Origin of the sequence: Collimonas fungivorans Ter331, from assembly GCF_000221045.1 — a bacterium.
GTDB classification, from domain to species: domain Bacteria; phylum Pseudomonadota; class Gammaproteobacteria; order Burkholderiales; family Burkholderiaceae_D; genus Collimonas; species Collimonas fungivorans_A.
On record NC_015856.1, the window covers coordinates 4914853 to 4930363 of the forward strand.

The following is a 15511-nucleotide window of genomic DNA, read 5'->3' on the forward strand; positions in this document are numbered from 1 at the left end:
CTTTTCTCCAAGGTAGCCGATCGCGCCAGTCTAACCCAGTTTAATGTCCGGGTAATCACCCCGTTCAGGCAGCCTGCTCGGCTGCCTCGAAATTGATCTGCGCCTGCTCGCGCACCTGTGCCCGCCGCAATTCCCACAGTTCGCGCAGCTTGTCCGAGCGCAGTTCGCGTTCGTCCGATTCCGAGACAAACCCGACTTCGCCGTTGCCGTCCGCCACCGTCCGGCTGAAGCTCCATTCGCGCGAGAATTCCGGTTTGATGGCGCCGGCGTGTTTGGTCGGCATGGCGCAGATCAGCTGCATGCCAAGGTGGTCGCGCAGGAATTTCAAGACATCGCGGGCCCGTCCTTCATCCATCTTGGCAAACGATTCGTCGTTGACCAGCAGGTGCAGGCTGTTGCCCTTTTCGAAGCGCTTGAGGCGGTTGGTGACGACCGCGGCGTGAATGATATAGGCCGGCGTCTCCAGCTGGCCGCCGGAACCGGTGCCCCATTCCGACAAGCGGACATGCGACCCGGTATCCGATTCCTTGTAGATTTCGTAGCGGCGGTAGTTGCGGTAGTCGGCGACCCGCTGCAATTCCTTGACCGCCTTGTCTTCGTCGTCGGACAGCAGCAATTGCACCAGGCGATCGCGCACCTGGCAGTTGTCCGCGCTCAGGACCGGGTCGGCAAACAGGTTGCCGGCTTCCTGCGTATCCGACATCTCGGAAGTGGCGCAGAAAAAATCGTAGTATGCCTTGAATTCCGGCACCCATTCCGACCAGTCGATGCGGAACTTGTCGGTGCCGAACTTGAGTTTGTCGAGTTCGGTATTGAGCGTCTTCAAGGTGCGTACGCCGGTATCGACGGCGTTACGGATTTCATAGCAGAACTGCTTGGTGAATACATCGTTGAACGAGGCTTCGGCGGTGCGCAGCTGCTCCAGGTTCTTGATCAGGCCGATATCTTTCTGCCGTGTCAGCTGGGCGCGGGTGCGTTCCTGCAAGGTCACCATCAACGCATACAAGGGCGTGAAATCGCCGTCGCGCAGATCGTCGCCCTGAGTCATTTCAAAGCGCTCGTCGATACGCGCATGGGCGTGGTATTCGCCCAGCGCATTGCGGGCATCGCCGTACAGCTGCCAGCTGAGCGCCGTCTGTTTGGCGACATTGCTGGATGCCTGCGATTGCGAATAGCTGCCCTCATCCGCCCAAGCGGCGACCTGGTCCGTCAGCGCGGTGAAAGACAGGCTGCCGTTGACGATACACAGGTCGCGCAGTCTTTCAGTATCGCTGTCGACCCTTGCCTGTTTCGCCCCCATGCCGAAATGCAGGCGCGTCAGCGCAGCCTGATGGCCCTGTATGGCTTTTTCGTGGCCGCCGATATTCTTGCTGCAAGCAGTCTTGCGCGCTTCCAGGGCGGCGATTTCGATGCCCAGGGCTTCGGCTTCATCTTCCAGCTTGCTGACCTGGGTCAGGTCGAGCCGGCTCAGGTCCTGGCGGGCGGCGTCGAGCTCGCGCACCAGGGCCTCCAGTTCGTCGATCGCGGCAAACGACGGGCATTGCAACTGCCCCATCAGCGCCAGCGCCCCCTGCAGCTCGCGCAGCTGGCTGCGCACCTGGGTCAGTTCGCGTTCCGCCTGCGCATGCTCCTGCTCGGCGCGCTGCTTGGCCAGACGCTTGGCTTCCTGGCCGAACACCAGCAGGTCGGTGTCGGCGGTGAACATGGTGCGCGAGCCGCTGCCCTTGCCATCCCTGGTCAGACCGCGCGAGGCATGGCGCAGGGCCTCGGTATCGGCGACCTTGACCACCTGGCCGAACTGGTCGTGCAGGTAGGCATGCGCAATCGGGTGCTCGGTGCTGAGTTCGTGCACGATCGAATCGCTCGGGGTTCTTTCTATCTTCAGGTTCTTCAGGCAGAAGCTGCCCTGGATCACATTGGCGCGCAGTTTTTTCTGCCGCACGAAATCGATGGCTTTGCCTTCCCAAGCCTGGTCGACCACCAGGTTGAAACGGGCGCCTCCCAGGTAACCTTCGATTGCCGGCTGCCATTCAGCCGAGACCGGTTCTACCAGGTCGCACAGCACCTGGGCGCGCGCGGCAGCCAGCTCGGAACGGAATTCTTTCAGCGCATGGCGGATATGCTGTGGATAATCGGCGCCGCCTTCGGCCAGGTTCGCTTTGCGCGAAGCGGTGTCTTTTTCGTGGCGCAAGGCGTCATGCTCGGCCGCACGCAACTGTGCAATCTGGGTATGCAAGGCCGAAACGAAACTGTGTTCGGTGCCGGCCAGCGCGCCGTGCAGTTTGCCGAGGGCGGCGTCGACGCCCTCAAAGCCGTTGACCAGCATCAGCGATTTCAGCACATCCACTTCTTCCGACTTGGCCAGTTCGCCTATGCTGCGCAAATGGGTAGCCAGGTCCAGCGTGCCGGCGGCCGCCAGCGCCAGCACTACCTGGCGGGCGGCATCGGCAATTTCTTTCTGCTCCGGCGGAATCTGCATGCCGGCCACATTGCGCGCCGCGCTTTCCAGCTGCTGGGCAGCCAGCGCATTGTGCTGCAGCGCGCTGAACACGGTCTTGATCTTGCCGTCGTTCTGTTCGATCTGGTTCTGGATCCGGGTTTTTTGCTCGGCGGCCGGAATGCCCATCATCTGCGCGTGGATCTGTGTCAGGCTGCGGTTCTTGGCGCCGCGGTCCTGCTCCAGCTTGTCGGCGCTCTCGGTTTCGTCGCCGATCAGCGCCTGCAATCCTTCGATGGCCGAGCTGGCGGCTTCCAGCTGGCGCTGGTCTTCGCGCAAGGCCAGCGACGACACCAGCAGTTGCGACTGGCTGGCGGACTGGTGCGCGCGCGCGGTATCGCCGACGGCTTTGCCGAGCAGCTCCAGGCGCTTGACGTTGTCGCTCAGGCGCTCGCCTTCCTTGCGCAATTCGTTGACCTGGCGCATCAGCTTGCTAATCTGGCCGATGCGCTGCGACAGCTGGCTGGTGTCGAGTTCCAGGATCTGGTGCTTGACCAGGTCGTCGACGCTGCCGATAGGCTTGTGGGCGATCGACTGGCTCCAGGCCCGGGCCGCGCTTTCGGCTTCGGCGAAAGAGACGGTTTTCTGGCCGCGGAAACGGCCGTACAGCTGGCACAGATACTCGCGCTTGCTGTCGCGGAAATTGGTGATGCCGCGGTATTTCCCGGCCAGGTGGTGCTCGATCTTTTCCACCGCCACCACCGCCATGCCGCCATCGATCTCGGTCGAGGTCAGGTCGCCCAGCTGCAAGGCGACGCCATCGATGATCAGCAAGGCCAGCCGTTCCGACACCGCCTGGCGGCGCTCGCCGGCGCCGTCGACACGGGCGGAAGCTGCGACCAGCGCGGTGAACTCGCGCCCTTCTTCGCCCTCGCTTGGCTTGAATACCGCGGCGATGTAGCCGTGCGCGCCGTCGGGACGGGCGAACAGGTTGTCCTCAGCGCCGACGATGTAAGACCACAAGGTGCGTTTGGTCTTGCCGTTGCGCGCGCCTTGGGTAGTCTCGTCCTGGCCCGGGTTGTAGCTGAAAATATTCTGGTACACCGCCGTCATCACGGTTTGCAAGGCGTCCAGCATGGTCGATTTGCCGGAGCCGGTGGGACCGGTCAGCAACGTCATGTTGCCCATCGGGTATTCCTGCGACCGCAGGGCGCCCCAGTTCACCAGGATCAGTTTATCCAGCTTCATTCGAGGTTTCCTTCCATGCCTTGCGCTGTAAATTCGTCTTCCGCCGCGGCTTGCAGGCTGGCTTGCCCTGTCTCGCCCTCGGCGCCGGCCGGCAGCGGCTCCGATTCCAGCGCCGCTTCCAGCATGTCGTCGCTGATGATGCCGAGAATGGTCGGGCGGATCGCCAGCAAGGCGTCTTCATCGTCCATGGAGAAATTCGCCGCCAGCCGGATCAGGCGATGGCGCTTGAGATCGTTGAGGAGGCGTTGCCGTTCGATATTGGTCGGCGGCAGCGCACGCTTCAGCTGCGTCTGCAGCGTGGCCGACAATTCCTCAAAGCGGGTCAGCACCTCGCCGGAGTCGGTCAGGCGGTTGCCGCCTTCCGACAAACCTTGCTGGTACTGGAAACGCAGCGCCAGCGCCGCCGCGACAAAATCCGGCGACAACCGCGCGCGCAATCCCGGCACCGGCTCCAGCCCGTCTTCCGGCAAACCCGGCACTTCGGCGCCGGGTGCATACAGGCGGAAGAACTCGCCTTTCAGGTTGTGCTCAAGGCGGAAGCCGCCGAGCTGGAAATAATCGCCCAGGCAGGTTTCGATGCGGCGCGCGTCGTCGTACAGGCGCTGCTCGACGCCGTCTTCCTCGCGCAGCACGATGCCGGCGGCGAACAGGCGCCCGACGATTTCGCGGAAGCGCTCCAGCGACAGGCTCTGCAGCGCAAGCTGCTCATTCAATGTTTCATTCAGGGTCATGTTTCATCTCGATCTGGTAATCGTCGCCGGCATAAAACTCGTTCCAGAGCTTGCTCGGCAGTTTTTGCACGGTGAGCCGGTCGTCGCGTGCGCCGCGCACGGCTTCCACCACTTGCATGTTGTTGAGGACGTCGGTAGTGGTCGCCGCCGGCAAGGTCGACAGCCGGATCGGCCGGTCGCGCAGGCGCAGCTCGGCGCGGATGCGGTGCACGATGTCGTCGTTGGACAAGGCGAAGGCGTCGGCTTCGGCGCGGTACATGGCGGCCGCCAGCCGGGCGTCGCGCGTCACTTTCGGCTGCGCCGTCACCGTCAGGGCCTTGCGCCGCTGCGAGGCGCTGCGCAGCTTGAAGCCGGCCGGATCGAGCAGGCGGATTTCCGCCGGCGCGATGGCGGCGCCGATACGCTCCAGCAAGGCGTCCTGGGCCGCGCCGCTGAGCTTGGCGGTCTGGCTGATGGCCAGGCTGTAGGCTTGCCGGGTCTGGCCGCCGCGCAGCATCAGCGCCTGCTGCACGATGCTGGCGGCGCGCTGCATGTAGACGCTCATGGCCTTGATCAGCTCCGGGTGCTTGGTGGTGCAGGCCGCTTCCACCATTTCTTCGATACGGTCCAGCATCCATTCCAGCGTCGACGCTCCTTGCCGTTCCTGGCTAGCCCAGCGCGCGATATCGTTGAGCTGGTCTTCCAGCGCCTGCGACTTGTCGTGCTCCAGGCTGTGCAAGCGAGCGATCACATCGCGGATCGCCTGCCGGTGGCGTTCGATGCTGTCGGCGGTCAGCTGCTTCTTGAACTCTTTCTCGAAACGATCGAGGAATTCCATGAAACCGTCCCACGGCGTTTGCGAGGCTTCCAGCATCAGGCGCCGCACCAGCTCCTGGAAATAATCGACGCCTTCCGACAGGTCGCTGATCACTTTTTCGGCATAGTCGTAGGCATCGATCAGATCGTAGGCGTCGACATTACGCAGCGCGGCGTTGAGCGCATTGCGGCAGCTGCGCACATTGCGCTGGCGGGTGCGCGCGCTGCGCCGGTCTATGGCCCAGAACGCCTCGGCGAACAGCTTGCCGGCGCGCGTGAAACGGTAGGCGGTGACCAGCCCGGCGCGGTCGCCGAAGGTTTCCAGCCAGCCGTCCCTGAGCAAGGTGCGCAGCAGCGCGCTGCTGCTTTGCTGGTCGTCGGCGCCGGCGGGAATCAAATCGTCCTCCGCCGGTTCCATGCTCGCCGCCGCCTCTTCCTGCGCCAGCAAAACCTGGCGCGCTTCCTGCACCACCGGCAACAGCAGGTCGCGCAAGCCGTCGCGCGTCAGGTTCTGGCAGTAGTCGGCGCTGGGGCCGTGCAGCCGCTCATATAGCGCACGCACGCAAGCCACCACCACGCCGCGGTGCTTGCCGGCCAGCGGCCGGAAAAAATTAAGTCGGTCTGGTTCAAAAAACAATCGGGTTGCCTGCCTTAACTACGGAAATGCGTTGCAAAAACGAAAATATATCGGGTATTGGCGCCTGGCGATATTGCCGGCGGCGTAATTGTATAAATTAAAGCCTAACCCGCCATTGTAATGGGTCGCGCGCGCTATAACGAGCCGGTATCTTATACAGTGGACAGAAAGCCGGGCCATCCGTAACATGCATTGCTAGAATGCAGCAGACATTCCCCGCCTATCCGCCAGGAGACACCGTGCCATCGAGCCGCCCCACCAGCCATCCCAGCATGACGATCCAGCGCAAACCAGGCGCCGGCGGCCCGGCAGCCTTGGCGATGCGGTGCCGCTTTCCATGATCCCCGTGTCCCTGCCCGCGGCTCCGGCCAATGTCATCGCTGCCGACGGCCAGCCTTGCATGGGACGTTATGCCGGCCAGACCGGCATCATCGACTGGTCGACCCTGGCTGCGCCTTACGCCCGCGGCAAGCTGTGGCGGCGCTTCCATCACAAGCGCTGGCAATATGTGGCGCTGTCGACGCCGCGGCTGCTGTGCGGCATCGCGATTGTCGACGTCGGCTGGACCAACACTGCTTTCGCCTATGTCTTCGACCGCCAGCAAGGCAAGCAGATCGCCGGTTTTTCGCAGGACGGCATACCGGGCCTGAGCGCCAGGGTCAGCGACCGGCCTGGCGGCCCCAGCCGCTTCCATTGTTTCGGCAACCGGATCGACTACCAGCCGCCGGCCGAGGGCGATCCGGCCGGCGGCATGTACCAGCTCAGCGTGCAGTGCGAACAGTTCGAGCTTGAGGCCGAATTCGAGGCTGGCCAGGCTGCCCCTTTGTTCCTGGCGGTCGGGCCGATTGTGCACGGCTCGGTGCACGCCACCCAGAAATCGCCCGGCATGCCGCTCACCGGTGAAGTACGCGTGGGCGATGAACGATTCACGCTGGATGGCGGCGTCGCCAGCTTCGACTATTCGAACGGCCTGCTGGCGCGCAATACCGAATGGCGCTGGGCTTCGGCCCACGGCCTGGACATCGGCTTCAACCTGCAAGCCGGGTATTTCGGCAAGCAGGAAAACGTGCTGTGGCTGGACGGCCAGCTGCATGCGCTCGGCCACGTGCGCTTCGAGTATGACCTGGCGGCGCCGCTGGCGCCCTGGCACATCTTTACCGACGACGACCTGCTCGACCTGCAATTCATGCCGGAAGGGGCGCGCCGCGAAAACAAGAACCTGCTGGTCGCCGCCACCCGCTATATCCAGCCGATAGGCAGTTTCAGCGGCTGGGTCAAGCCGGAACCCGGCGCCGCGCCGCGCCCGGTGGAACACCTGGTGGGCGTAACCGAGGAACATTTCTCGCGTTGGTGACATTGCCGCACACCAACGTACCGATTCGCAATTTTCCAACACCTGTCGCATTTACCCTGCATCGCCAATATCTTTGGTATACCATTGCCGACCAATTTTTCATTTGTGAGGCATGGAATGTTAAACCTAGATTCGGCAGTTGACCGCTCACATAAATTTAGGAATTCCCATGCGTGCTGAGCTTCTTTCGCTCGGTAGCCTCCACCTGTTTGATGAGAGCGCTACAGGTGCGATTGCACACTTTTCCGGCCCTCTGCCGTCGTTGCTTCTCCTAGCGGAATGTAGTCCGCGTCGTCGTCGCGCCTAGCCAGAGGACCGGAAAAATGTACACTCACACCAGTTCAACTACCGAATCCAGGTTCAATGCTTGCGGCGTGGATTTCGGCACGTCCAATTCCACGGTTGGCTGGAGCAGGCCCGGACAAAACGCCTTGCTGCCGCTGGAAGACGGCAAAGTCACTTTGCCGTCGGTGGTGTTCTTTAACGCGGAAGACGACGCTTTCAGTTTCGGCCGCGCCGCCCTGAGCGCTTACCTGGCCGGTTACGAGGGGCGCCTGATGCGTTCCCTGAAGAGCTTGCTCGGCTCCAGCCTGATCGATGCCCAGACCGAGGTCGGTGGCCGTGCGCTGCCGTTCCGCGCCCTGCTGACCCATTTCATCGCCGAACTGAAAATCCGCGCCGAACTCGCGGCCGGCAAGGAATTCCAGAGCGTGGTGCTGGGCCGCCCGGTGTTTTTTGTCGACGACAACCCGGCCGCCGACCAGCGCGCCGAAGATACGCTGGCGGACATCGCCCGTTCGGTCGGCTTCCAGCACATCGCTTTCCAGTACGAACCTATCGCCGCCGCGTTCGACTATGAATCCAGCATCGAACGCGAAGAGCTGGTGCTGATCGCCGACATCGGCGGCGGCACTTCCGACTTTTCGCTGGTGCGCCTGTCGCCGCAGCGCGCCGCCAGCAGCGAACGGCGCGACGATATCCTGGCGACCGGCGGCGTGCACATCGGCGGCACCGATTTCGATAAATACCTGAGCTTGTCGAGCGTGATGCCGATGCTGGGACTGGGCAGCCGCCTGGTGAACAACAGCGAAGTGCCGTCCAGCTATTATTTCAACCTGGCGACCTGGCACACCATCAACCAGATTTACACGCGCAAGGCCTGGCTGCAGTTGAAAGACGTGCAGCGCGAAACCGTCGAACGCGAAAAATTCAGTCGCCTGCTGGACCTGGTCGAACAGCGCGCCGGACACTGGCTGGCCTTGCAGGTGGAACAAGGCAAGATCGGTTTGTCCGACGCCGAAACGGTGCAGCTCAGCCTCGACCGCATCGCTCCCGGCCAGGCCTTGAGCCTGACGCGCCAGCAGTTCAACGACAGCATCGGGCATCTGGTCGGCACAGTGGAAGACACCGTCGGCAACCTGCTGCGCGATGCTGGCGTGACGCCGGCGCAAGTCGATACGGTATTTTTTACCGGCGGCTCCAGCGGCGTGCAGCTGCTGCGCCACAAGATCGCCGCACTGGTGCCGTCGGCAAAGGCCGTCGAAGGAGATTTGTTCGGCAGCATCGGCGCCGGCCTGGCGCTGGATGCGGTACGCAAGTTCGGCTGATTCTATCCAATCCCGCTATCGGTTTTATCCGTCTTGCCGCCGCGCTTGCCATGGCCTATCCGCTGCGCATGATAAATCCCGGTATGGCCGGAAAACAGATAGCTGACGACGCAGGCAATGCCTGCCAGCACGCCGATTTCCGGCCCGAACAATTCGATCGCCATGATGGTCGACGCAATCGGGGTATTGGCAGCGCCGGCGAATACCGCCACGAATCCCAGCCCTGCCAGCACTGGAATCGGCATCGCCAATAACTGCGCCAGGGCGTTGCCCAGCGTAGCGCCGATATAGAACAGCGGCGTCACTTCCCCGCCCTTGAAACCGGAAGCCAGGGTCACCACCGTGAAAACGATCTTGCCGGCAAAGTCATACAGCGGCAGCGGTTTCTCGAAAGCCTCGACGATGGTCGGAATCCCCAGCCCCAGGTATTTGTCCGTGCCCGGCAGCAAAGCCAGCAACAGCACCGCCACGCCGCCGACGAACGGCCGCAGCGGCGGGAATTTGACGAGGCACTTGACCAGGCGCGACAAACCGTGGGTCGCTTGCGCGAACACCATGCCGACCAGGCCGAACACGATGCCGGCCGCCAGCGTCGCGGCGAAGATCCCGATGCTGAAATGGGGCACGAGGGGAATCGCATAATGGGTATGGTGCACCCCCAGCAAAGCCGGCACCTGGTCGCTGATGATGGCGGCGATGAAGCAAGGCAGGATGGCGTCGTAGCGCAGGCGGCCGATGGCCAGCACTTCCAGTCCGAACACGGCGCCGGCCAGCGGCGTGCCGAACACCGAAGCAAAACCGGCGCTGATGCCGGCCATCAGCAGGATGCGCCGCTCGTCCGGCCCCAGCCGGCCGATGCGGGTGACCATGTCGGCCAGGGCGCCGCCCATCTGTACCGCCGTGCCTTCACGGCCGGCGGAACCGCCGAACAGATGGGTGATCACGGTGCCCAGCAAGATCAGCGGCGCCATGCGCTTGGGCACGATGCGCTGCGGATCGTGGATTTCATCGATCAGCAGGTTGTTGCCGCCTTCCACCGATTTGCCCAGCAGGTGGTAAATCAGCCCCACCGCAAACCCCGCCAGCGGCAGCAGCCACAACAGCCAGCGATGGGCGTTGCGGGTATCCGTGGCCCATTCCAGCGACAGCAGCAGCACCGCCGACGCCAGGCCGGCCAGGGCGCCGACCACGGAAGCCAATATCAGCCAGCGCGCGAGATACACCAGCATCAGCAGCTGTTCAGGGTATTTTGTATTTTTCATGGATCAAGGTACGAGATTTGAAGGACTCAAACCTGGATGGCAAGGAAAGCGCGCACGCCTACAAATCCCGTCCAGGAACTTGTAGGCATCATCAGCTGCGTCTGGCCGGCGAACCCGCAAGGATTCAAGGCCAGAAGCGGCGGTTCAGGGAGGAATGCCATCTCCGAAGCGTGTAGTGTTTCGTAAGTAATGGAGCTTCAGAAATGGTGGATTTTGGTGCCAGGCTAGGCGCAAACCGGAGCGATAGTGGAACTATCGCGAGGATTTGCAACGACGCATGGCGCGAAAATACGCTGTTTATGGAGCTTCATTATTTGCGAAATACTACACCAACATTGTGCCGGACAGTCAGGCCCGGCGCAAGCCTCAGGCCTCAGGCCGGATCGAAGCTGGTCAGCTGCGCCAATGCATCCAGCCACCAGGCGAGAGCGGGTCCAACTTCACGATCCGGCCGGTACACGCATTGCATCGGCAGCGCTGCCCCTTCCGGCGGATGGCCGGCAGTCAGGATACGCACCAGCCGGCCGCTCGCCAGGTCATCGGCCACCACGTGCCGCGGCATATAGCCCCAGCCCATGCCGGCACGCAGCAAGGCATGCTTGGTGCCGAGGTCGCTCATGCGCCATGACAAGGAAGAATGCACCGAAAAATCCTGGTTGGCGGTGAGCGCGCTGCGGTCGCTCAGCACCAGCTGCACCTGCTGTTCCAGCACATGGCCGGGGATGCGGCCGCTGATCTGCGCCAGCGCATGGGCCGGCGACACCACGCCGACCAGCAACACCGTCGGCAAGCTGATGCGCAACAGATTGGGGGGAACGATGGGCAAGGTGCCGAGCACACCCAGCATCGCCACGCCGTCGAGCACGCGTTCGGCGACCGAACCCAGCGCTTCAATCTCCAGGCGCACCGTAACGCCGGGAAACGCCAGCTGGAAATCGGCCAGCAGGGCCACCAGGGCCGAGGTCGGGAAAAACACATCCAGCGCCAGCGTGATCTCCAGCTCCTGGCCGTGCGCATAGGCGGCGGCGCGCGCCTGCAAGGCATCGACCTGGTCCAGCACCTGGCGCGCATCGCGCAGCAGCTCGATGCCGGCCGCGGTCAGCTGCGGCCGGTAGCTGCTGCGGTCGAACAGCGGCAGCCCAAGCTGGCTTTCCAAGGTGCTGATCGCATAACTGACCGCCGACTGGGCCCGCTTCAGCGCCTTTGCCGCGGCCAGGAAACTGCCGCTGTCGGCCACTTGGGCGAATACCCGCAATTGATCCAGCGACAGCCGTTCTATATTCATGGCGATTCAACTATATCCAATGATTGGATATAGATTATCTCAAGATTATCAATATCCAGCCAGGAATAAGCGGCATAAGATGGTGTCGTTCGCTGCAACAGATACGCAATCATCAGCTGATACAGCGACTTGCAAGCAAATGCTTACTTACTTCTAAACCCTTTTAAAGATTGGAATCATCATGCAAATTTCGCCAACACTGTATCGCATCGGCCGGGTTCTGCTGGCTTCCCTGTTCGTCATTTCCGGCCTCCTGAAGATCACCGCGTTTTCCGGCGTGGTGGGCTACATGAGCAGCCTCGGCATCCCCTTCGCGACGTTCGCCGTACTGATCACCATCCTGGTCGAAGTCGGCGGCGGACTGGCGATCATGACCGGCTGGAACGCCCGTCCGGCGGCGCTCATAGTGGCGCTGTTCACTGTGGGCGCCACTCTGTCGGCGCACCGCTTCTGGCAAGCCGATCCGGCCAGCATGCAAAACCAGCTGAATCATTTCCTGAAAAACATCTCGATCATCGGCGCCTTGCTGATGCTGGCCGCGGTCGATACGGATTCGAAAAAATAAACGCAACCTGCACGGAGGATTTTATGAACAAGCCAGTTTTCAACCGCCAGCTCGAACGCCTGGTCACCGGCATCGATACCCAGGACGGCGCCGGCGTCAGCCTGGTGCGGGTCCTCACCAACGACCTGCAGCGCCGGCTCGATCCGTTCCTGATGCTCGACAACTTCCATTCGGACAAGCCGGAAGACTACCTCGCCGGTTTTCCCGACCATCCGCACCGCGGCTTCGAAACCGTGACCTACATGCTGGCGGGGCGCATGCGCCATCGCGACAATGCCGGCAACGAAGGTTTGCTGCAGGCCGGCGGCGTGCAATGGATGACGGCGGGCAGCGGGCTGGTGCATTCCGAACTGCCGGAACAGGAAGACGGCCTGATGAGCGGTTTCCAGCTGTGGCTCAACCTGGCTTCGGGCGACAAGATGGTCGCTCCCAGCTACCGCGACCTGCAAGCCGATGAAATTCCGCAGGTTTCGCCGCAGCCCGGCGTCAAGGTGAAAGTGATTGCCGGTTCCGCTTTCGGCACCGCCGGCGCGGTGCAACGGCCGCATACCGAGCCGCTGTACCTGGACGTGCAGCTGGAAAGCGGCCAGCAGCTGGATTTGCCGATCCCGGCCGGCCATAACGCCTTCCTGTATGTGTTCGAAGGCGGGCTGAGCATCGGTGCCGACAGCCGCAGCGCACCGGCCGGCCGCATGGCGATCCTGAGCAATGTTGCCGATGCCGCCGGCGTCAGCCTGCAGGCGCAAGGCAACAGCCGCTTCCTGCTGATTGCAGGCAAGCCGCTCAACGAGCCGATCGCCCAGTGGGGGCCGTTCGTGATGAACACCCGCGAACAGGTGGAACAGGCGATCCAGGATTTCCGCGACGGCAAGATCTGAAGTTAAACAAAGGGGGCGAGCGCCCAACTCGCCCCCTTTGAACTTGTCCCTCTTAATCCGCCCTTTTGTTATGCTTACCGGACCATTCATTATTCCGGCCGGCCATGACCCGCAAGCTCTTCTGGCAAGATCCCTACCGCACCACGCTGACCACCCGAGTCAGCGCCGTCGACAATGACCGCATCCGTCTCGCAGAAACCATCTTCTTCGCCTTTTCCGGCGGCCAGGAAAGCGACCATGGCACCCTGGCCGGCCACCCCGTGCTGTCGGCGGAAAAAGACGGCCTGGAGATTCTCTACACGCTGGCGCCCGGACATGGCCTGCAGGCCGGCAGCGAAGTCGAGATCGTGATCGACTGGGAACGCCGCTATCGCCTGATGCGGCTGCACTTCGCCGCCGAGATGGTGCTGCAGCTGGTATACAAGCTGCGGCCAGGCATAGAGCGCATCGGCGCCCATATCTCGGCCGACAAGGGACGTATCGATTTTGCCCATGAAGGCAGCATCGCCGTGCTGCTGCCGCAGGTGGAAACCGAAGTGGCTGCCCTGCTCCAGGCCGACCTGCCTATCGTCACCGCGTTTACCGATGAGGCGACGCAACGGCGCTACTGGGAAGTCGCAGGATTCGCCAGGATGGCTTGCGGCGGCACCCATCCGCGCTCGACCGCGGAAGTCGGCGCGCTCAGGCTGAAACGCAAGAATATCGGCAAGGGCAAGGAGCGCATAGAAATCAGCTTGGGCGGCAATCCGTTGGACGGCACTCTGTTGGCAGCTATTTAGTTTCCATCGACAACGCCAGCGTCTCCTTGATTTCTTCCATCACGACATAACTCTTGGACTGCGCCGCTCCGGGCAGCTGCAGCAGCATGTCGCCCAGCAGCTTGCGGTATTCCGCCATCTCGCGGATGCGGGCCTTGATCAGGTAATCGAAATCGCCGGACACCAGGTGGCACTCGAGCACCTCCGGAATGCGCAACACTTCGCGCCGGAACTGTTCAAACGCATGCGCCGATTTCTGATTCAGCGTAATCTCAACAAAAACCAGCAGCTTGGCGCCGACCGCGGCCGGGTTGACGCGCGCGTAATAACCGTCGATGACGCCGTCGCGTTCCATGCGCTTGACGCGTTCGATGCACGGCGTGATCGACAAGCCGACCTGCTCGCCCAGGTCCTTCATCGACATGCGGCCGTCCTGCTGCAGCAGACGCAAGATGTGGCGGTCCAGCTTGTCCAGGGTGCGGCTCGATTCCTTGTAGATTCTCATGTCCCGAATTTTCTGATATTTTTAGTGTTAAATCCTGAATATTTCGATTTATACAGTAACAAATGCTGGAAATTAGCTATTAGCATAGCGCTTATTGCTGCAAATCAAAAACAATTCAGGCGAATTCAGGTCTACTAAGGGGAATCAAGATGCGGGTGCTCATCCTAGGCAGCGGCGTGGTCGGCGTCACCAGCGCCTATTACCTGGCCCGTGCCGGCCACGAAGTCACCGTCATCGACCGCCTGCCGGGCCCGGCGCAAGACACCAGTTTTGCCAACGCCGGCCAGATCTCGCCAGGCTACGCCTCGCCCTGGGCCGCGCCCGGGATTCCGCTGAAAGCACTGAAGTGGATGCTGCAAGAGCATGCACCGCTCTCGATCACCCCCGACGGCACCCTGTTCCAGCTGCGCTGGATGTGGCAGATGCTGCGCAACTGCAGCGCCGCCCGCTATGCCGTCAACAAGGAACGCATGGTGCGCCTGGCCGAATACAGCCGCGACTGTTTCAAGGTGTTGCGCGCCGATACCGGCATCGCCTACGAAGGCCGCCAGCTCGGCACCATGCAGGTGTTCCGCAGCCAGCAGCAGCTGGACGACGCCGCCAAGGATATCCAGGTGTTGCAAGACACTGGCGTGCCGTTCGAATTGCTGACGCCGGACCAGCTGGCGCTGGCCGAACCCGCGCTGGACGCAGTCAAGCATAAGCTGAGCGGCGCCCTGCGCCTGCCTAACGATGAGACCGGCGACTGCCAGATGTTCACTACGCGGCTGGCGAAGATGGCCGAAGAACTCGGCGTGCGCTTCCGCTACAACCTGCAGATCGATGCGCTGACGCTGGCCAACGGCGAAATCGCCGGCGTCCAGTGCGGTCCGGAGCACCTGCAGGCCGATCGTTACGTGGTGGCGCTGGGCGCCTATTCCACCGGTTTCCTCGGCTCGCTGGTGGATATCCCGGTGTACCCGCTGAAGGGCTATTCGATCACGGTGCCGATCGTCGACGCCGAAGCGGCGCCGGTCTCGACCGTGCTCGACGAAACCTACAAGATCGCCATCACCCGTTTCGACGACCGCATCCGGGTCGGCGGCATGGCGGAGATCGTCGGCTTCAACAAGACCCTCAAGCCGAAACGCCGCGCGACCCTGGAAATGGTGGTCAACGACCTGTTCCCGGGCGCCGGCAACACCGCCGCCGCCAGTTTCTGGACCGGCTTGCGGCCGATGACGCCGGACGGCACGCCGATCGTCGGCGCCACCCATATCCGCAACCTGTTCCTCAACACCGGCCACGGCACGCTCGGCTGGACCATGTCTTGCGGTTCCGCGCAACTGCTGGCGGACCTGATTTCCGGCAAGCGGCCGGCGATTGCCTCGGACGACCTGGCGGTCGGACGCTACAGCAAGCACGGCGCGCAAAGCGAGCATCCTGCATACGCCTGATCCGGTAAACGTT

12 protein-coding genes and 1 riboswitch are annotated in these 15511 nt (G+C 62.5%); of the genes, 6 read left to right on the forward strand and 6 right to left on the reverse strand.

Annotated elements, in window-relative coordinates:
* Window positions 1-64 precede the first annotated feature (64 nt).
* From CFU_RS21935 to CFU_RS21945, 3 genes are read right to left on the reverse strand one after another with little or no spacing between them, the layout of a single operon-like run.
* Window positions 65-3685 (reverse strand): ATP-binding protein, encoded by a 3621-nt coding sequence (locus CFU_RS21935; protein ID WP_041742685.1) that lies wholly within the window; start codon window positions 3683-3685, stop codon window positions 65-67.
* Entirely contained in the window at window positions 3682-4416 is a 735-nt protein-coding gene (locus CFU_RS21940; protein WP_081466533.1) for a DUF4194 domain-containing protein, read from the reverse strand. The genes CFU_RS21935 and CFU_RS21940 overlap by 4 nt, the downstream gene beginning before the upstream one ends.
* Entirely contained in the window at window positions 4403-5848 is a 1446-nt protein-coding gene (locus CFU_RS21945; protein WP_041742687.1) for a Wadjet anti-phage system protein JetA family protein, read from the reverse strand. Before CFU_RS21945 ends, CFU_RS21940 begins: the two co-directional genes overlap by 14 nt.
* Window positions 5849-6185: 337 nt before the next feature.
* Here CFU_RS21945 and CFU_RS21950 point away from each other — a divergent pair, with 337 nt between their 5' ends.
* Both CFU_RS21950 and CFU_RS21955 read left to right on the forward strand, forming a co-directional pair.
* Window positions 6186-7202, forward strand: coding sequence for a DUF2804 domain-containing protein (locus CFU_RS21950; RefSeq protein WP_238531361.1), 1017 nt, complete (start codon window positions 6186-6188; stop codon window positions 7200-7202).
* A gap of 323 nt (window positions 7203-7525) precedes the next feature.
* Window positions 7526-8809, forward strand: a complete 1284-nt coding sequence (locus CFU_RS21955) for an Hsp70 family protein (RefSeq protein ID WP_014008193.1) — start codon at window positions 7526-7528, stop codon at window positions 8807-8809.
* A 2-nt stretch (window positions 8810-8811) separates the two neighbouring features.
* On the opposite strand, the gene CFU_RS21960 is transcribed toward CFU_RS21955, so the two are convergent.
* Window positions 8812-10071, reverse strand: a complete 1260-nt coding sequence (locus CFU_RS21960) for a voltage-gated chloride channel family protein (protein ID WP_041742688.1) — start codon at window positions 10069-10071, stop codon at window positions 8812-8814.
* Between the two features lie 75 nt (window positions 10072-10146).
* Window positions 10147-10245: riboswitch (Fluoride riboswitch) on the reverse strand.
* A 199-nt stretch (window positions 10246-10444) separates the two neighbouring features.
* Window positions 10445-11356, reverse strand: coding sequence for a LysR family transcriptional regulator (locus tag CFU_RS21965; protein ID WP_014008195.1), 912 nt, complete (start codon window positions 11354-11356; stop codon window positions 10445-10447).
* Between the two features lie 181 nt (window positions 11357-11537).
* On the opposite strand from CFU_RS21965, the gene CFU_RS21970 reads away from it, so the two are divergent.
* From CFU_RS21970 to CFU_RS21980, 3 genes are all read left to right on the forward strand, one after another.
* Window positions 11538-11921 (forward strand): DoxX family protein, encoded by a 384-nt coding sequence (locus CFU_RS21970; protein WP_014008196.1) that lies wholly within the window; start codon window positions 11538-11540, stop codon window positions 11919-11921.
* A gap of 23 nt (window positions 11922-11944) precedes the next feature.
* Window positions 11945-12799 (forward strand): pirin family protein, encoded by an 855-nt coding sequence (locus CFU_RS21975; protein ID WP_041742690.1) that lies wholly within the window; start codon window positions 11945-11947, stop codon window positions 12797-12799.
* Between the two features lie 104 nt (window positions 12800-12903).
* A complete protein-coding gene (locus tag CFU_RS21980; RefSeq protein WP_041742692.1) occupies window positions 12904-13578 on the forward strand; it encodes an alanyl-tRNA editing protein in 675 nt (224 codons plus the stop codon).
* Here the strand turns inward: CFU_RS21980 and CFU_RS21985 are convergent.
* Window positions 13571-14062 (reverse strand): Lrp/AsnC ligand binding domain-containing protein, encoded by a 492-nt coding sequence (locus CFU_RS21985; RefSeq protein ID WP_014008198.1) that lies wholly within the window; start codon window positions 14060-14062, stop codon window positions 13571-13573. The two genes, CFU_RS21980 and CFU_RS21985, sit on opposite strands and share 8 nt — an antisense overlap.
* A gap of 149 nt (window positions 14063-14211) precedes the next feature.
* On the opposite strand from CFU_RS21985, the gene CFU_RS21990 reads away from it, so the two are divergent.
* On the forward strand, window positions 14212-15498 hold the full coding sequence (locus tag CFU_RS21990) for a D-amino acid dehydrogenase (protein ID WP_014008199.1): 1287 nt from the start codon (window positions 14212-14214) through the stop codon (window positions 15496-15498).
* The last annotated feature ends 13 nt before the right edge of the window (window positions 15499-15511 follow it).